Genomic DNA, 17,802 nt, shown 5'->3' on the forward strand with positions numbered 1-17,802 from the left:
ACTCAACCCTTGTCGTCTTTTGTCTGGATGAACCACGGCGTCGGGTCCACGGGCTTACCGCCCTCTCTCAGTTCCAAATAAAGCGTCTCGCTGCGATCTGCACCAGCGCCATCTGTCGCCGCCTGCACGAATTCCTTGCCGAATTCCTTCGCTCCCGGCTGAATTCCGCCCATCAAACCAATGGGCGTGCCCTTTGGCAGCACGTCTCCGACCTCACCATAGACGGTTCCGAGGCCCGCAAGAACCAGAAGATATCCATCTGCGGGTTCGAGAACCATCACATTTCCGTAGTCGAGCAACGGACCACGGTAGCGAATTGTCGCAGCCCAGGGCGTTGTGACCAAGGAGCCCGGCTCACTTGCGATCACGAGGCCGGGACGTTTGATCCCCGCGGCATCGGGCTCGTTGAAGCTCCGCAGAACCGAGCCGATCACCGGGAGATTCAGCGTGCCTTTCGCGCCCGCGAAGTCGCCGCGCGGCGGGCCGATATCGTTTTCCATATCGCTCAGGCCCGTCGCGAAGCCTTCGAGCGTATCGGCGCTTTGCACCAGCGCGGTCAGCTCCTCGGGTTCTTCGAGATAGCGCTGGGGCAGTTTCTCACGGCGTTCCGAGATCGCCTCGGACAGCGCGGTGCGCGCCTTGGTCACCGAAACCATCCCCGCTTCCAGCGTCTCACGCGCGTTTTCCTGCAGCTTGCGGAGCGTCGCGATCTCCTTGAGGTGGACGCTCAGCTTCTGCGCCTCTTCCTGCAAGGCCGGCGCGACCGAAGACAGCACCATCCCCGAGCGGGCCGAGCCTTCGGGACCCGAGGGATGCAACAACAGAAGCGGCCCGTCGGATTGCTGCATCGTCGACATCACGGCCAGCAGCCCGCCAAGCTCCTCGCGTTTCGCGTCGAACCCTTGCTTGATCTCGCGCTCGCGGATCGCGGCCCGGCGCAACCCGTCGCGCAACGCGCTCAGCCCCTGTTCATAGGCGTGGATCGTTTTCGTCAGCGCCGCGATGCGGTCGGATTTCGACTGCGCCGCATCGAGCGCGGTGATCGCTTTGCGCAGATCGGCCGAGGCCTTGAGTGCGGCGTCGCCCGATCCTTCCGCCCAAAGCGGCCCGGCCGAGATCAGTAGAGCTGCGAGGGCGGCACGGATCACGATACGATCAGGCTCTTTCCGGTCATTTCCTCGGGCTGCTCGATCTGCATGAGTTCCAGCAGCGTCGGCGCGAGATCCGCGAGCCGACCTTCGCGCAGCTTGGCGCCCTCGGGTCCACCGACCAGTGAGACCGGAACGAGGTTCGTCGTATGCGCAGTATGCGGCCCGCCGGTTTCCGGATCGATCATGGTTTCGCAATTGCCGTGATCGGCGGTAATGATCATCGCGCCGCCCGCAGCCTCCAGCGCCTCGACGACGCGGCCGATATCGTGGTCGATCTCTTCCACCGCAGCGATCGCGGCTTCCAGCGAGCCGGTATGGCCGACCATATCGGGATTGGCGTAGTTCACGATGATCAGGTCGTACCCGGTCTCGATCGCCTCGACGAATTTGTCGGTGACTTCCGGTGCGCTCATCTCGGGCTGCAGGTCATAGGTCGCGACCTTGGGCGATTTCGGCATGTAGCGGTCTTCGCCTTCCCACGGCTCCTCCTTGCCGCCGTTGAGGAAGAAGGTCACATGCGGGTATTTCTCGGTCTCGGCGAGGTGAAACTGGCTAAGCCCTTGTTTCGAAATCCATTCGCCGAGCGTGTTGACGATCTCGCGCTTCGGATAGGCGGTCTTCATATAGGCGTTATGCTTGTCGGAATACTCGACCATCCCCAGCAGCGCCGCCCATTTCGGACGCGAGCCGGTCTCGAATTCCGAGAAGTCCGGCTCGCCGATCGCGCGCAGGATTTCACGGGCCCGGTCAGCGCGGAAATTGAGACAGAAGAACCCGTCGCCATCCTTTGCGCCCTCGTAATCGCCGATCACGGTGGGCTTGATGAATTCGTCCATTTCCTTCTTGTCGTAGCTGGCTTCGACCGCGGCCACGGCGGTGTCGGCCCCCTGCCCTTTGCCGTTGATCATCGCGTCATAGGCAAGGCCCACGCGCTCCCAACGATTGTCGCGGTCCATCGCGTAATAGCGCCCATCGACCGTGACGACCGTGCAGCCTTCGGGCAGCCGGTCGCAGAGATCGGAGACGAAGGACTTCGCGCTATCGGGTGCCACATCGCGCCCGTCGGTGATCGCGTGGATCAGCACCGGAACGCCCGCCTCCGAGACCATCTTTGCCGCGGCGAGCGTATGTTCGATATGGCCATGCACGCCACCGTCCGAGATGACGCCCATCAGATGCGCCCGCCCGCCGCTCTCTTTCATCGTGTCGATGAAGGACAGGATCGCCTCGTTCTTGAAGAAAGACCCGTCCTCGATCGCCAGATCGATCTGGCCCAGATCCATCGCCACCACCCGGCCTGCGCCGATATTGGTATGGCCGACCTCGGAATTGCCCATCTGACCGCTCGGCAGACCGACATCGGGGCCGAAGGTCACCAGCGTCGATTTCGCCGGGTTGTTCCACAGGACACGGTCGAGGTTCGGGGTATCGGCCAGCAGGGGCGCGTTGCCTTCGCGCTCCTTTCGCTCGCCAAAGCCATCGAGAATGCACAGGACGACGGGTTTCGGGCGGGTCATGGCGGCCTCCTAATCTGTTGCCCCCTCATACGCCTCGCAAGCCGTCGCGGCAACCGGGGGCTTGTGCGCCTCAGGCCTGGAACATGATCCGCCGGGCTTTCTTCTCATAGCTGAGGATTTCGGTCTGTCGCGTGGCCTCGAGTAGCGTCGAGAGCGCCGCGTCTGGCTTGTTCATGTAGCGCCGACGCAGGTCCAGCACGACCGCGCCACCATCTCGGATCACCCGCATCATAAGGTCGAGATAGTCGCCGATCGGATAGTGGAAACCGCAGGAAATCAGGCTGGTGACGAGATCGCCCGTGACCCCCTCCAGAGCATCAGGCTGCTTGACCGGGTTGAGCGTCTCGACAGCGTCGGCGCCATTGTCGCGCAGAAACGCCGCCGCCGCGTCGAGCGAAGCATAGCCCGCTCCGGTATCGCTCCAGAAATGGTATTGCTCCGGGGTTTCCTCGATATCGATCAGGGTCACGGCGCAATCGTAATCCTTGATCAGCAACGCGTCGTTGAGACCCTGTCCGCAGCCGATGTCGATCACATGGGTCGGGCGTCGACTGGTTTCCTGAAGCGCCTTGCGTAGCGGGAGATACTCGGTGAAGACCTCGGCGAGCGCCCCGCGGAAGATCTCCTCGTTGCGGGCCCCGACTTCTTCCAGCGCGGGCTCCCTGTCGCCAGCTTCCCAGGCCTTGCGCGCGGTGCCGGAAATCTGGCGCGTGCGCTGGAAGCCCATCAGCATCATCGCCTCGCGCGAAATGGACGCGCCGGAAATGTTCATGTCGCGAAGTGTATTCATGGAGCCTGACCTGCTGGACATCATTTTCTGACGCAGCGTAACGTTGCCGCGACACGGCGCAAGCCGTTGATGAGAGCTCAGGATAAAATGGCACAGGTTAAGATGTGCTGATCAGACGCGGTGATAGGGGGTGCCGGCGATGATCTGTCCGGCGCGGTAAATCTGCTCGGTCAGCATGACGCGGGCCAGCAGATGCGGCCAGACCATCTTTCCGAAGGAGATGGAGAACTCCGCGCGGCTGCGCAGGGACGGGTCGATCCCGTCCGCGCCGCCGATCACGAAAGCCACATCGCGCGCCTGATCGCGCCAGCCTTGCAGCTTCGTGGCGAATTCCGGCGAGGAAATCAGGTTGCCGCGCTCGTCGAGCGTGACGATCACCGATCCGTCGGGAATGGCGCGGCTCAGCAGGTCGGCCTCCGCGCCCTGCCCCAGGCCTTTCTTGTCTTCGACTTCAACGACGGAAGCCGGGCCGAGCCCGAAGGCGCGCCCGGATTTCTCGAAGCGTTTCAGGTAGTCGTCGATCAACTCGCGCTCGGGCCCCTTGCGCAAGCGGCCCACCGCGCAGATCGTGATCTTCATGCAGCCGAACTCAGACGGGGGCGCCCGCGGGCATCCACATCTTTTCCAGCTGATAGAACTCGCGCACTTCCGGGCGGAAGACGTGAACGATGACGTCGGAGCTGTCGATCAGCACCCAGTCGCCCTGGTCCTTGCCCTCGACTTTGCAAGCCCGGTCGAAATCGTGCTTCAGCCGTTCGGTCAGTTTCTCGGCGATGGCGCTGACCTGACGCGTGCTGCGCCCGGAGCAGATCACCATGTAGTCACCGATCGACGACCGACCGCGCAGGTCGATGGTCACGATATCTTCGGCCTTATCGTCTTCGAGGGAAGAGATGACGCGCGCGAGGATTTGCTCGCTCGTCGCTTCGGCATTCGTGGCCTTTGCACTCATGGCCGCTGCCTTTGTGCCGGCATCACTCGGCACGATGGAAAGATGAGACAGGACATGGTCCTCCAGATGTTACGCGCCGAAATGGCCCCGGCGCTGGACGTCCTTCGAAAATAGCATCCCGAAGGTTCAATTTCAATTTTCATGCGGCGAATTTTCGCTATGCGTTTCCGGCCCGGGTTGCAAGTCCAGTTGCGAACCTTCGAGCACGCGCACTTCGCGCTGCGGGAACGGGATCGAAATGCCGTTCGCCTTGAACGTATCCCACAAGGCGAGGAACACCTGCCCGCGCACGTTCGTCAGCCCTTCGACGGGGTCGGTGATCCAGAACCGCAGGAGATAATCGACCGAACTGTCCCCGAAACCGGTCACGTGACAGACGGTCGGGCGGTTCTTCAAAACGCGGTTCACCGATTGCGCGGCCTCCACCGCCAGCTTGCGCACCACGTGCGGGTCGTCGTGATAGGAGGTGCCGAAGGGCAGGTCGATCCGCACGAATTCATTGGAATGCGACCAGTTGACCACCTGCCCGGTGATCAGGTCTTCGTTCGGGATCAGGTATTCCTTGCCGTCGCGCGTGACGACCGAAACGTAGCGCGCGCCCAGCGAATTGATCCAGCCGAAGGTCTCGCCGAGGCTGATCACGTCGCCGGGCTTGATCGATTTATCCAGCAGGATGATCACGCCCGAGACGAGGTTCGACACGACTTTCTGCAGACCGAAGCCAAGGCCCACGCCGATCGCACCCGACAGAACCGCAAGCCCGGTCAGGTCGAAGCCCACCGCCTTGATCCCGATGAACAGTGCCGCGCCATAGAGCAGAACCTGCATCACCTTGATGACCAGCTCCGACATCGAGGGGCTGATATCCTCGTTTGTGCGCAGCCGCGCCGAGGTCTGCCCCGAGACGATCCGCGCGACCGACAGAAGGATCGTCGTCAGCACCAGCGCCTTGAGAACGCCGTAGGCCGTGATCCGGAAATCCCCGAACTCGACCGCCGTGCCGTTCAACAGCCGCACGGTCTCGTCCCACAGCCCGAGGTAATAGAGCGTCACCCAGATCCACGCGCCCCAGCGCACGATGCGGCGCAGAAGCGCGTTGCGGATCAACCGCGCGACAAGGCCGACGACCAGCCACGCCGTGACCAGCGTCGCCGCCAGCACCACGAGGAAGCGCCAGGAATAAAACCCCTTTGTCGCCTCGAGCACGAAAACCGAGCCCCAAGCGAAAAGAACGAAGAGGAAGCCGCGCAGACGTTGGCGGAACAGGATCAGCAGGCGTAGCTGGCGGGTCGAAAGCTCGCGCCTCCGCCCCCAGTCGTCGACTTTCGGCGCAAGCCAGATCCGTCCGAGATGGGCCAGCGCGAAACATGCCGCGATGATCCCGAATTGCCAGAGCCGCGAGGGCAACACCATCGAATTGAGGAAGATTTCGATCTGTGCCCAGATCGAAGCCAATATCTTGACGATGTCCCCATTCGCGAAATCCATGGAAATGACGTTAGCCCGGTTTTGCGATCAGTCCAAACACGGACTCTTCGATTGCCTCAGCGTCGGATTCGCCGTATTTAGCGCCCCATGACACTCGTTTTCGACATGGATGACCGCGCCCGCCTCCGCGAGCGCTTCTACGGCGAAAGCCGCTCGGTGCTGGCACGACTTTGACGGCGCGCCGCCCTTGGGCGTTCGCGCCCGCATACCCATGTCCAAAATCAGCTATCCAAAGAAAGTGAGAGCCATGTCTGCTCCGAAGACCCTCTATGACAAGATCTGGGACGCGCATGTCGTGTCCGAAGACGAAGACGGCACCAGCCTGCTCTATATCGACCGTCACCTCGTCCACGAAGTGACCTCGCCGCAAGCCTTCGAAGGGCTGCGCATCGCGGGCCGCAAGGTACGCGCGCCGGAGAAAACGATCGCCGTTCCGGATCACAACGTGCCGACCACGCTCGACCGGGCCAAGGGGATCGAGAACGAGGAGAGCCGGATTCAGGTCGATGCGCTCGACAAGAACGCCAAGGATTTCGGGGTGAACTATTACCCGGTCTCCGACGTGCGTCAGGGCATCGTGCATATCGTCGGCCCCGAACAGGGCTGGACCTTGCCGGGCATGACCGTCGTCTGCGGCGATAGCCACACCGCGACCCATGGCGCGTTCGGCGCGCTCGCCCACGGCATCGGCACCTCGGAAGTGGAGCACGTTCTGGCCACCCAGACGCTGATCCAGTCGAAGTCGAAGAACATGAAGGTCGAGATCACCGGCAAGCTGCGTCCGGGCGTCACCGCCAAGGACATCACGCTCTCGGTCATCGGCGCGACCGGCACCGCCGGCGGCACCGGCCACGTCATCGAATATTGCGGCGAAGCGATCCGCGATCTGTCGATGGAAGGCCGCATGACCGTCTGCAACATGGCGATCGAAGGCGGCGCACGCGCGGGCCTCATCGCCCCGGACGAGAAGACGTTTGAGTATGTCAAAGGCCGGGCCCACGCTCCGAAAGGCGCGCAATGGGAAGCGGCCCTGCATTGGTGGAAGCAACTCTACACCGATGAGGGCGCGCATTTCGACAAGGTCGTGACCATCAAGGCCGAAGAGATCGAGCCCGTCGTGACCTGGGGCACCTCGCCCGAAGACGTGCTGCCGATCTCGGGCTTCGTTCCGGCGCCGGAAGACTTCACCGGCGGCAAGGTCGACGCGGCCAAGCGTGCGCTCGACTACATGGGCCTCGAAGCTGGCACCAAGCTGACCGACATCAAGATCGACGTGGTCTTCATCGGGTCCTGCACCAACGGCCGGATCGAGGATCTTCGCGCTGCCGCCGAAGTCGTCAAAGGCCGCAAGCTGGCCGATGGCGTCCGCGCGATGGTCGTGCCGGGCTCGGGTCTCGTGCGCGCGCAGGCGGAGGAAGAAGGTCTGGACAAGATCTTCCTCGACGCAGGCTTCGAATGGCGCATGGCGGGCTGCTCGATGTGTCTCGCGATGAACCCCGACCAGCTGGCCGAGGGCGAGCGTTGCGCGTCGACCTCGAACCGCAACTTCGAAGGGCGTCAGGGCTACAAGGGCCGCACCCATCTGATGAGCCCGGCCATGGCCGCCGCAGCTGCTGTCACCGGTCATCTGACCGATGTGCGCAAGCTGATGGAACTGGAAGACGCGTAAGGAGCGACGAGAATGGAAAAGTTCGAAAAAGTTACCGGGATCGCCGCCCCCATGCCGCTGGTCAATATCGACACCGATATGATCATCCCCAAGGGCTTCCTGAAAACCATCAAGCGCACCGGGCTCGGCGTGCATGCGTTCGACGAGATGCGCTACGACCGTCAGGGCAACGAGAACCCGGACTTCGTGCTCAACAAGCCGCAATATCGCGAAGCGCAGATCCTCGTGGTCGGCGACAACTTCGGCTGCGGCTCCTCGCGTGAGCACGCGCCGTGGGCGCTCGCGGATTTCGGTATCAAGGTGATCATTTCGACCTCCTTCGCCGACATCTTCTACAACAACTCGTTCAAGAACGGGATGCTGCCGATCGTGCTGCCGCAGGAGCAGGTCGACATGCTGATGAAGGATGCCGAGAAGGGCTCGAACGCGCGGATGACCGTCGATCTCGAGAACCAGGAGATCACGACCTCGGAAGGCGAGACGATCAAGTTCGACGTCGACGCTTTCAAGAAGCACTGCCTGCTCGAAGGTCTCGACGATATCGGCCTGACGCTGGAGAAGGCCGCGGCCATCGACACGTTCGAGACGCAGATGCATCAGGCGCGTCCCTGGGTGTAACCCACGACGCATCGCCACGTGGAAAGCCGCTCCGACCGGGGCGGCTTTTTACATGAGAGGGGGCGCGGGAACCCGGCGCCCATGGTAGGGTTCATCATTTGACGTAGATCGAGAGGATGATGCGATGCGCGTTTCGACCCTGTTTCTTGTGACCGGCCTCGTGCTCATCGTTCTCGGCGTTGCGGCCATCTCGAATCCCTTCGCGACCTCGCTAGCCCTGACCACCTTCGTCGGCATCCTCTTCCTGATCGCCGGGGTGGTGCAGGCGTGGCTCGCCTTCAACGACCGCGACGGGGCGCATCGGGCGTGGCATGCGCTGATCGCCCTTCTCAACATCGTCGTCGGCGTCTGGCTGATGGCCGATCCGATGTCCGGCACGGTTTCGCTCGCGGCGGTGGTCGGCGTGCTCTTCCTGCTGATCGGGGCGCTGCGCTTGCTCATCGGGCTGCGCCTTGCCGGGCCGCGCCTGCGGTGGATGCTCGTGCTGTCGGGCGCGGTTTCGATCCTGATCGGCGTGCTGATCTTCTCCGCATTCGATCAGATTGCGACACAAATCCTTGGACTATTGCTTGGCATTCAGCTCTTGGCGGATGGTGTCGGGCTTGCCGCACTCGGCTTTGCCAATCGCGACTCCTGAGGGTTTTTGATCCGCTAACCCCTTGATCCACAAAATATGGTTCCATCCCCTAGGCTGCCACATTTTTGCACCTTTATTGATGCAATGTCGCACCAGGTCTTTCCAGAAAATGCCCGAATACGGCAGAGAGTCTGAAAAGTGTATTTGCTTGGATCGGGAACTTGGGCAAAATCATGGCAAGTTTGAGGCAGCGCGCCACAGTTGGCGCGCGTCTTGCGGGTAAAAGGATCGGCAATGTACCGCATCCGACCGCAGGGAAGGGTAGGGTAACTGTGTTCTCACGTCTCTCAGGGGCGCTCTTTCGCGCGATCCTCGTCGCGGTGGTGATCTGCACCCCCGCGCTCATTCTGCCCGATACAAGCAGTGACACCGCACAGATCGTGGCGCTGATGGCGCTGTTCGGTTTCGCACTGACCCTTTTCGAATATGCCTCGGTCTATCCCGGTCTGATCGAGTTCCGCGATGCGCCGCCTTTCAACCGCATCCGCTTCATGTCGCTGTTCCTGACCGTTCTGCTGCTCTCGCTTGCCGTGCAGTCGCAATATCACGCCTCGACGCTCACCCGGCTGATCGAGGTGTTGGGCACCACGGTCGCAGGCTCCATCGACGTGCCTTACAGCCCCGTGCGCCTGCTGCAACTCGCGCTGCCGGCGGATGCCTCTCTGCATCAGGTTGCGCTGGTGCGCACCGCTGCGGGGATGGCCTACCTGATCTCGCTGCTGACCCTTGGCTATTTCGTCATCGTCATGCGGATCATGGGCTGGCCGCAGGCGCATACGAAATTCAACGTCTGGGTCAATCTGCCGACTTTCGACCCGACCGCAGGCGGCGACGTGGTCGAGCGTCTGCGCCGCGATTCCTGGTTCAACATTGCGCTGGGCTTCCTTTTGCCCTTCCTTATTCCAGCGGTGCTCAAACTCGTCTCGGTCAGTTTCGTGATCGTGACGCTCGAAGTGCCCCACACGATGATCTGGATGGTGACGGCATGGGCCTTCCTTCCCGCAAGCCTGTTCATGCGCGGCATCGCGCTGGCGCGGGTGGCGCAAATGATCGAAAACAAGCGGCGCACCTCTGGGGCGAGCGACTACTTGCCGGCCTGATCGCGGCCTTTCTGGCGCTGCCCGCCGCGGCCGAGAGCCTGCGCGTGGCGACATGGGATGCCGGGCTGTCGCGCCGGGGTCCGGGGCTTTTGCTGAAAGATATCCGGAATGACACAGCGCAGGTCGCGGCTGTGTCCCGCATCGTCGATGCGATCGCGCCGGATGTGCTTTTGCTGACCGGGATCGACTGGGACCATGACGGGCAGGCGCTGGCCGCGTTGAATGAGACTTTCGCGCAGCCCTATCCGCATCTCTTTGCGCCGCGCCCCAATAGCGGCTGGCAGAGCGGGGCGGATCTCGACGGCAACGGCAAGCTTGGTGAAGCGCGCGATGGGCACGGCTACGGGCGGTTTCCGGGGCAGGGCGGTCTGGCGCTTCTGTCGCGTTACCCGATCGAGGCGGATCGGACGCGCGATTTCTCCAAGATGCTGTGGAAGGACCTGCCCGACGGGCAGAGCGCAGGGGCGGATCTGTCGCCGGAGGCTTTGTCCGTGCAGCGTCTCAGTTCGACCGCGCATTGGGATGTGCCGCTCAAACTGCCGTCGGGCGCGCAGCTGCATCTTCTGGCCTTCGCCGCGACGCCGCCGGTTTTCGACGGACCCGAGGACCGCAACGGACGCCGCAATCGTGATGAGAGCGCCTTTTGGCTCCGCTATCTGGATGGGGAGCTCGATGTGCTGCCGCCCGAGGCGCCGGTGATCCTGCTGGGCGATGCCAATCTCGATCCGAAAGACGGGGAGGGGCGGCGCGACGCGCTTGATCTGCTGCTGAACGGCCCGCATCTGCAGGACCCGCAGCCGCGCAGCGATGGCGCGACGCAAGCCGCCGATCCCGCGCATCAGGGCGATCCGGGCCTCGATACCGCCGACTACGACGGGCCGGGCAATCTGCGGCTCGACTACGTTCTGCCGTCGACCGACTTGAGGGTGACGGGGGCGGGTGTCGTCTGGCCGAAGCCGGGCGCGCCCTTAGCGAAGGCGGCCGAAGCCGCCTCGCGTCACAAGATGGTCTGGGTCGACATCGCGTTGCCCTGATCGGGCACGACCTTGAGGCCCCGGATATAGAGATGCTCGAACACCACGCGCTGCAGCGTCTTCGGCGTGAATTCCGGGAAGCGTGCGTGAAAGTCGGTGCCGTCGATCTCGTGGCTCATGTCGAACAGGTAGCGCATTTCGCGCAGCTCGCGCGCCAGCTCCCACGCGGGCGAGGCAAGCAGCAGCGCCGTCCACGGGAATTTCTTGATCGAGATGTCGCGCCCCATCTGGCGCGAGAATTCCTCGGCCAGTTCACGCGCGGAGAACCGGGTGCCGGGAAACCCGAGGTCGAGCAGGCCGGGCGTATGATCCTCGGTCTCGGCCAGTTGCACCGCGACGCGCGTCATATCCTCGAGATCGGCATAGACGCGCTGCGCATCGGGCTTGCCGAGCGACGTGATCTTGCCCTTGCGCAAATCCTTCAGCATCACCCGGTTGAGCAGCGTATCGGGGGCTTCGGCATTGATGAAATCGCCGCCACGCAGGATCGCGACCGAACGGCCCTCTTCGGCATGGGCGCGGTAGCGCGCCTCCATCTCTGCGCGGATCTTGCCCTTGCGGGTGCAGGCGTGATGCGGGGTAGAGGCGCTCCACGGCGACGGCTCGCGCCCGTAGACATAGACATTGCCCGGCACCATCACGGAGGCCCCGCTATCGCGCGACGCGGCCAGAACCTGCTTGGTGATCTGGGGGATCTGGTTCGCCCAGTCGTGGTAATTCGGCGGGTTCATCGCATTCACGATCCACCGCGCACCTCGCGCCGCGATCGCCATGTCGGTGCCCCGGCGATAGCGATCGACGTCCCAGCCAGCGGCCCTGAAGGACCGTGCCGCAGCAGATCCGAACAAACCGCCCATTCCCAGGATCAATACCCTGCGATTCATTTAGCCCTCATGTGTCGTCTGCCTGCTCTAAACTCTAGCATGCGCTCATACGCGTGCGGGGGCCACTCGCCAACCACCTGATCCGCAAAAGCCCGCCGAAGCCTCGGCAACCGCTTGCCGATCGTCCATACACGGTTTCGCGATCTGTGCCGCTTGACCACGGGGCGGGCAGGGGATACGCCCTTCGAGACCCTGTTTTCTTGGGAGATTATCCTCATGTCCAACCCCTCCATCCTCATCCTGCCCGGCGACGGGATCGGCCCCGAAGTCATGGCCGAGGTTCGCAAAGTCATCGACTGGTACGGTGCCAAGCGCGATCTCGCCTTCGATGTCAGCGAAGACCTCGTCGGCGGTGCGGCCTATGACAAGCACGGGGTGCCGCTGGCCGATGAGACGATGGCCAAGGCGCAGGAAGTGGACGCGGTTCTGCTCGGCGCCGTGGGCGGTCCGAAATACGACGTGCTCGACTTCTCGGTGAAGCCCGAGCGCGGCCTGCTGCGCCTGCGCAAGGAGATGGACCTGTTTGCCAACCTGCGCCCCGCGCAATGCTTCGACGCGCTGGCCGATTTCTCCTCGCTGAAGAAGGACGTGGTTGCAGGCCTCGACATCATGATCGTGCGCGAACTGACCTCGGGCGTCTATTTCGGCGAGCCGCGCGGCATCTTCGAGGAAGGTAACGAGCGCGTCGGCATCAACACCCAGCGCTACACCGAGTCCGAGATCGAGCGCGCCGCCCGCGCCGCTTTCGACCTGGCGATGAAGCGCAACAAGAAGCTCTGCTCGATGGAGAAAGCCAACGTGATGGAGTCCGGCATCCTCTGGCGCGAGGTCGTGACCCGCGTCGGCGAGGAATACCCGGAAGTAGAACTGAGCCACATGTATGCGGATAACGGCGCGATGCAGCTGGTGCGCGCGCCCAAGCAGTTCGACGTGATCGTCACCGACAACCTGTTCGGCGACATCCTGTCCGACTGCGCGGCGATGCTGACCGGCTCGCTCGGGATGCTGCCCTCCGCGTCGCTCGGCGCGCCGATGGCGAACGGTCGCCCGAAAGCGATGTACGAGCCCGTCCACGGTTCGGCCCCCGACATTGCGGGGCAGGGCAAGGCCAACCCGATCGCCTGTATCCTCAGCTTCGCAATGGCGCTGCGCTACAGCTTCGATCAGGGCGACGAGGCGACCCGTCTGGAAACCGCGATCGAGAAAGTGCTGGCCGATGGCGTGCGCACCGCGGACCTGATGGGCCCCGAAGGCGGCACTCCGGTCTCGACCTCCGAGATGGGCGACAAGATCATCGAAGCGCTCGACGCCTCGCTCTGATCCACAAGAGAAGTTTTATGAAAGGCGCGGGCGCAAGCTCGCGCCTTTTTCATGCCGCGGCCTTGCAACTCCCGAACATCCGCTCAAGATGTGAGCGATAACACCGGGAGCCTCCCATGCCCGATTTCGGCGGAAAATCAAACGCACGCGGTGCGTCGCTCGGCCTGACCTCGATGGCGATTTTCGCCACGCATGACGTCATCATCAAACATCTGGGTCAGACCTATTCGCCGGTTCAGATCGTGTTCTTCGCGGCGCTCCTGTCCTTCCCGCTGCTCTCGGTGATCCTGCTCAACGACAAACGCGGGGGAAGCCTGCGCCCGGTTCATCCCGGCTGGGTCGTCGGGCGGGTCGTCACCACCGTCGTCACCGGGCTCTGCGCCTTCTACGCCTTCTCGACCCTGCCGCTCGCGCAGGTCTATCCGCTCCTCTTCGCGATGCCGCTCTTGGTCACCGTCTTCTCGATCCCGATCCTGGGCGAGAAGGTCGGCATTCACCGCTGGGCCGCTGTCATTCTCGGCCTGATCGGCGTGGTCATCGTGGTGCGCCCCGGACAGGCGGATCTCGCGCCGGGCCACTTTGCGGCGATGACGGCGGCGGTCACCGGGGCGCTGGCGTCGGTCATCGTGCGCAAGATCGGGTCGGAGGAGCGCTCCGTCGTGCTGCTGCTCTCGCCGCTTCTGGGCAATGTGATCGTCATGGCGATCCTTCTGCCCTTCGTCTGGCAGCCGCTGCAGATCGGTGATCTCGGCCTCATGGCGGTGATCGCGATCTTCGGCCTCACCGCCTCCTTCCTGCAAATCCTCGCCTATCGCGCGGGCGAGGCCGCCATCGTCGCGCCGATGCAATATTCGCAGATCCTCTGGGCGGTCTTCTACGGCTGGATCATCTTCCACGAGAGAGTGGACATTCCGACGCTTGTCGGCGCGGGCGTGGTGATCCTGTCTGGCATCTACATCGTCATCCGCGAGACGCGTGTCTCCGAGAACCAGCCGGTGCTGCGCACAAGGGGCCGGTCGGAAACCGTCACCGCCCCGCGATCGTCGCTTCTGGGTCGCGTTTTGGGCCTTCGTGCACGCAATTCAAGAAGCTGACTCAGACCCCCTTGCAAAACCCGCATGAAGCGGCTAATTCCCCGCCCACGGTCGGAGCGTAGCGCAGCCTGGTAGCGCACCTGCTTCGGGAGCAGGGGGTCGGAGGTTCGAATCCTCTCGCTCCGACCATTTTCCCGATTTCCCCTGATTTCTTGGCTTCCAGCGATGTCGCTGGCCTTTCGGGCCGTGCTTTGGCACAACTTTCCCGAAGCAATGAAGGCAGGGCGAATGCAGGTCGAACCAACTCCTCTCAGCGGCGTTCTGGTGATCACGCCGAAGCGATTCGGCGATCACCGCGGATTTTTCTCCGAGAGCTATTCGGCGAAGCGATTTGCCGAGGCCGGGATCGAGATCGGTTTCGTGCAGGACAACCATTCGGTCTCGGAGACCGTGGGCACGGTGCGCGGGTTGCATTTTCAGGCCCCGCCGCACGCGCAGGCGAAGCTCGTGCGCTGTGGGCGTGGGCGGCTTTGGGATGTCGCGGTGGATATCCGCAAGTCTAGCCCGACCTACGGCCAGTGGTTCGGCACGGAGCTGAGCTTCGAGAACGGCAAGCAGCTCTTGATCCCGGCGGGGTTTGCGCATGGGTTCGTGACGCTCGAGCCGGGAACCGAGATCGTCTATAAATGCTCGGATTACTACGCGCCCGACTGTGAAGGCGCGATCCGCTGGGACGACCCGGATCTGGGCATCGACTGGCCGCTTTCAGCAGGAATAGAGCCTGTTTTGTCCGGCAAGGACGCGGAAGCGCCGTTCTTCGCCGCGCTCGACAGCCCCTTCACCTGGGAGGGCGCAGCATGAAGATCCTCGTCACCGGCGGTGCCGGGTTCATCGGCTCCGCGGTCGTCCGTCTCGCCGTTTCGCTCGGCCATGAGGTGGTGAACCTCGACGCGCTGACCTATGCCGCCTGCCTCGAGAACGTCGCGCCCGTCGCCGATAGCCCGCTCTACGCGTTCGAGCAGGCCGATATTCGCGATCCTGAGGCGCTGACGGCGATCTTCGCCCGTCACAAGCCCGACGCGGTGATGCATCTCGCGGCCGAGAGCCATGTGGATCGCTCGATCGACGGTCCCGGCGCCTTCATCGAGACGAACGTGATGGGCACCTACAACATGCTGCAAGCGGCGCGCAGCTTTTGGGAGGCCGAGGGTCGCCCCGAGAGCTTCCGCTTCCACCACATCTCGACCGACGAGGTTTACGGCACGCTCGGCCCCACGGGCCAGTTCACCGAAGAGACGCCCTACGCGCCGAACAGTCCCTATTCCGCCTCGAAAGCGGGCTCGGACCATCTCGTGCGCGCCTGGCACGAGACCTATGGCCTGCCGGTCGTGCTCACGAACTGCTCGAACAATTACGGCCCCTACCACTTCCCGGAAAAGCTGATCCCGGTCGTGATCCTGAACGCGCTCGCGGGCAAGCCGCTGCCGATCTACGGCGACGGCTCGAACGTGCGCGACTGGCTCTATGTCGAGGATCACGCCGATGCGCTGCTGCTGGTGCTGGAGAAGGGCGCCTTGGGGCGCAGCTACAATATCGGTGGCGAGAACGAGCGGTCGAACCTCGAGCTGGTCCAGACGATCTGCACCATTCTCGACAAGCTGCGTCCGGGCGATGCGCCTTACGCCGATCTGATCACTTTCGTCACCGACCGCCCCGGACACGATGCCCGCTACGCGATCGACCCGACCCGCATCCGCGAGGAGTTGGGCTGGCGGCCGAGCGTGACGGTGGAGGAAGGGCTGGAATGCACGGTGCGCTGGTATCTCGAGAACGAGGTTTGGTGGCGCCCGCTGCTGGAGCGGCACGGCGTCGGCGAAAGGTTGGGCAAGGCATGATCCTCATCTTCGGACAGACCGGTCAAGTCGCGCAGGAACTACAGCGCCTCGCGCCAGATGCGGCGTTTTTAGGCCGGAATAGGGTCGATTTGAGCGACCCTGACGCCGCCGCACAGGCGATCCGGGAGGCCAAGCCCGAGGCCGTGATCAACGCCGCGGCCTATACGGCTGTCGACAAAGCTGAAGAAGAAGAGGCGCTCGCCCAGGTGGTCAACGGTGCGGCTCCCGCTGCTATGGCCGAAGCCTGCCGCGACCTCGGCATCCCCTTCGTTCACATCTCCACCGATTACGTCTTCGACGGCTCGGGCGATGCGCCGTTCAAACCCACCGACCCGACCGGCCCGCTGGGCGCCTATGGCCGCACCAAGCTTGCGGGTGAACAGGTGATCCGGGCGACGGGCGGTCCCTTCGCCATCCTGCGCACCAGCTGGGTCTTCTCGTCCCATCGTGGGAATTTCGTGAAGACGATGCTGCGCCTGTCGGAAAACCGCGATCACCTGACGATCGTCGCCGACCAGATCGGTGGACCGACACCGGCCAAGGCCATCGCCGAGGCTTGCCTGACGATAGCGACGCAGTTGCAGCGTGCGCCCGAGAAGAGCGGCGTTTACCATTTCTCAGGCTCTCCCGATGTAAGCTGGGCAGGCTTCGCGCGGGAGATCTTCGCGCGGGCCGGGCGCGGCGTGACGGTGGAGGATATTCCCACCGCCGATTATCCGACGCCTGCGAAACGACCGCTCAATTCGCGGCTCGACTGCAGCGATCTGGCCGTGTTCGGCCTGAACAGACCCGATTGGAGATCGGGATTGGACGAGGTTTTGACCGAATTGGGGGCGAAGTGATGCGCAAGGGGATCATTCTGGCGGGCGGCTCGGGCACGCGGCTCTATCCGATCACGATGGGCGTCTCGAAGCAGCTTCTGCCGGTCTATGACAAGCCGATGATTTACTATCCGCTCACCACGCTGATGCTAGCCGGTATCCGCGAGATCGCGGTGATCACCACGCCGCATGATCAGGAGCAGTTCATCCGCACGCTCGGCGATGGCAGCCAATGGGGGCTGAGCCTGACCTATATCACGCAGCCCTCGCCCGACGGTCTGGCGCAGGCCTATCTGCTGGCCGAGGAGTTCCTTGCGGGCGCGCCTTCGGCGATGGTTCTGGGCGACAACATCTTCTTCGGCGCGGGTCTCGGCGAGATCCTGAAAGCGGCGAATGCGACCACAGGCGGCGGCACCGTCTTCGGCTACCGCGTCCGCGACCCCGAACGCTACGGCGTGGTGGATTTCGACGAGAGCGGCACCGTGCGCGCGATCATCGAGAAGCCCGAAGTGCCGCCCTCGCAATTCGCGGTCACCGGGCTCTACTTCCTCGATGAAACTGCGCCGGACCGGGCGAAGACGATCACGCCTTCCGCCCGTGGCGAGTTGGAGATCACGTCTCTTCTCGAAACCTACCTGCATGACGGCGCGCTCTCGGTCACCCAGATGGGCCGCGGCTTTGCCTGGCTCGACACCGGAACGCATGGCAGCCTGCTCGATGCGGGGAATTTCGTGCGCACGCTGGAAGAGCGGCAGGGACTACAAAGCGGCTCGCCCGACGAGATCGCCTTCGAGAAAGGCTGGATCAGTGCCGACGCACTGGCCGACCGGGCGAAGAAATTCGGCAAGAACAGCTATGGTGAGTACCTGCTGCGCCTGATCGAGTAAGCGAC

General features: G+C 63.4%; 18 protein-coding genes and 1 tRNA gene. 12 read left to right on the forward strand and 7 right to left on the reverse strand.

What is annotated here, in order from left to right:
* Nucleotides 1–2: 2 nt before the first annotated feature.
* From AXZ77_RS00065 to AXZ77_RS00090, 6 genes are all read right to left on the reverse strand, one after another.
* Entirely contained in the window at nt 3–1,148 is a 1,146-nt protein-coding gene (locus AXZ77_RS00065; RefSeq protein WP_098409495.1) for a murein hydrolase activator EnvC, read from the reverse strand.
* On the reverse strand, nt 1,145–2,668 hold the full coding sequence (gpmI, locus tag AXZ77_RS00070) for a 2,3-bisphosphoglycerate-independent phosphoglycerate mutase (RefSeq protein ID WP_098409497.1): 1,524 nt from the start codon (nt 2,666–2,668) through the stop codon (nt 1,145–1,147). The genes AXZ77_RS00065 and gpmI overlap by 4 nt, the downstream gene beginning before the upstream one ends.
* Before the next feature lie 70 nt (nt 2,669–2,738).
* Nucleotides 2,739–3,458, reverse strand: coding sequence for a class I SAM-dependent methyltransferase (locus tag AXZ77_RS00075; RefSeq protein WP_098409499.1), 720 nt, complete (start codon nt 3,456–3,458; stop codon nt 2,739–2,741).
* A gap of 111 nt (nt 3,459–3,569) precedes the next feature.
* Nucleotides 3,570–4,037, reverse strand: coding sequence for a 23S rRNA (pseudouridine(1915)-N(3))-methyltransferase RlmH (rlmH, locus tag AXZ77_RS00080; RefSeq protein ID WP_098409501.1), 468 nt, complete (start codon nt 4,035–4,037; stop codon nt 3,570–3,572).
* A gap of 10 nt (nt 4,038–4,047) precedes the next feature.
* Complete coding sequence (rsfS, locus tag AXZ77_RS00085) at nt 4,048–4,410, reverse strand: ribosome silencing factor (protein WP_098409503.1); 363 nt, start codon at nt 4,408–4,410, stop codon at nt 4,048–4,050.
* A 132-nt stretch (nt 4,411–4,542) separates the two neighbouring features.
* Nucleotides 4,543–5,898, reverse strand: coding sequence for a mechanosensitive ion channel family protein (locus AXZ77_RS00090; RefSeq protein ID WP_098409505.1), 1,356 nt, complete (start codon nt 5,896–5,898; stop codon nt 4,543–4,545).
* A 247-nt stretch (nt 5,899–6,145) separates the two neighbouring features.
* On the opposite strand from AXZ77_RS00090, the gene leuC reads away from it, so the two are divergent.
* The 5 genes from leuC to AXZ77_RS00115 all read left to right on the forward strand — a co-directional run bounded on the left by leuC (nt 6,146) and on the right by AXZ77_RS00115 (nt 10,956).
* Complete coding sequence (leuC, locus tag AXZ77_RS00095; RefSeq protein WP_098409507.1) at nt 6,146–7,567, forward strand: 3-isopropylmalate dehydratase large subunit; 1,422 nt, start codon at nt 6,146–6,148, stop codon at nt 7,565–7,567.
* A 12-nt stretch (nt 7,568–7,579) separates the two neighbouring features.
* Complete coding sequence (leuD, locus tag AXZ77_RS00100; RefSeq protein ID WP_078551010.1) at nt 7,580–8,185, forward strand: 3-isopropylmalate dehydratase small subunit; 606 nt, start codon at nt 7,580–7,582, stop codon at nt 8,183–8,185.
* Between the two features lie 124 nt (nt 8,186–8,309).
* Nucleotides 8,310–8,822 (forward strand): HdeD family acid-resistance protein, encoded by a 513-nt coding sequence (locus tag AXZ77_RS00105; protein ID WP_098409509.1) that lies wholly within the window; start codon nt 8,310–8,312, stop codon nt 8,820–8,822.
* A 272-nt stretch (nt 8,823–9,094) separates the two neighbouring features.
* Nucleotides 9,095–9,922, forward strand: a complete 828-nt coding sequence (locus AXZ77_RS00110) for a hypothetical protein (protein WP_141536194.1) — start codon at nt 9,095–9,097, stop codon at nt 9,920–9,922.
* The gene (locus AXZ77_RS00115; protein WP_098409511.1) at nt 9,808–10,956 is read left to right on the forward strand and encodes an endonuclease/exonuclease/phosphatase family protein; all 1,149 of its coding nucleotides are present in this window, start codon (nt 9,808–9,810) and stop codon (nt 10,954–10,956) included. The genes AXZ77_RS00110 and AXZ77_RS00115 overlap by 115 nt, the downstream gene beginning before the upstream one ends.
* Here AXZ77_RS00115 and AXZ77_RS00120 read toward each other — a convergent pair.
* Nucleotides 10,920–11,840 (reverse strand): epimerase, encoded by a 921-nt coding sequence (locus AXZ77_RS00120; protein WP_098409513.1) that lies wholly within the window; start codon nt 11,838–11,840, stop codon nt 10,920–10,922. The two genes, AXZ77_RS00115 and AXZ77_RS00120, sit on opposite strands and share 37 nt — an antisense overlap.
* 216 nt (nt 11,841–12,056) lie before the next feature.
* Between AXZ77_RS00120 and leuB the strand changes: the two genes are divergently transcribed.
* The 7 genes from leuB (at nt 12,057) to rfbA (ending at nt 17,797) form a co-directional block, all read left to right on the forward strand.
* Nucleotides 12,057–13,160 carry a 3-isopropylmalate dehydrogenase gene (leuB, locus tag AXZ77_RS00125; RefSeq protein WP_098409515.1) on the forward strand — a complete coding sequence of 368 codons (1,104 nt, stop codon included), beginning with the start codon at nt 12,057–12,059 and terminating at the stop codon, nt 13,158–13,160.
* 116 nt (nt 13,161–13,276) lie between these two features.
* Entirely contained in the window at nt 13,277–14,254 is a 978-nt protein-coding gene (locus tag AXZ77_RS00130; protein WP_098409517.1) for a DMT family transporter, read from the forward strand.
* 52 nt (nt 14,255–14,306) lie between these two features.
* Nucleotides 14,307–14,383 (forward strand) — tRNA-Pro (locus AXZ77_RS00135).
* 99 nt (nt 14,384–14,482) lie between these two features.
* The gene (rfbC, locus tag AXZ77_RS00140; protein ID WP_098409519.1) at nt 14,483–15,055 is read left to right on the forward strand and encodes a dTDP-4-dehydrorhamnose 3,5-epimerase; all 573 of its coding nucleotides are present in this window, start codon (nt 14,483–14,485) and stop codon (nt 15,053–15,055) included.
* Entirely contained in the window at nt 15,052–16,089 is a 1,038-nt protein-coding gene (gene rfbB, locus AXZ77_RS00145; protein WP_098409520.1) for a dTDP-glucose 4,6-dehydratase, read from the forward strand. Before rfbC ends, rfbB begins: the two co-directional genes overlap by 4 nt.
* A complete protein-coding gene (rfbD, locus tag AXZ77_RS00150; protein WP_098409522.1) occupies nt 16,086–16,931 on the forward strand; it encodes a dTDP-4-dehydrorhamnose reductase in 846 nt (281 codons plus the stop codon). The genes rfbB and rfbD overlap by 4 nt, the downstream gene beginning before the upstream one ends.
* Nucleotides 16,931–17,797: a glucose-1-phosphate thymidylyltransferase RfbA gene (rfbA, locus tag AXZ77_RS00155; protein WP_098409524.1), complete on the forward strand. Its 867-nt coding sequence runs from the start codon at nt 16,931–16,933 to the stop codon at nt 17,795–17,797. Before rfbD ends, rfbA begins: the two co-directional genes overlap by 1 nt.
* The last annotated feature ends 5 nt before the right edge of the window (nt 17,798–17,802 follow it).

The sequence above is a fragment of the Thioclava sp. ES.031 genome (genome assembly GCF_002563775.1).
Taxonomy (GTDB): Bacteria; Pseudomonadota; Alphaproteobacteria; order Rhodobacterales; family Rhodobacteraceae; genus Thioclava.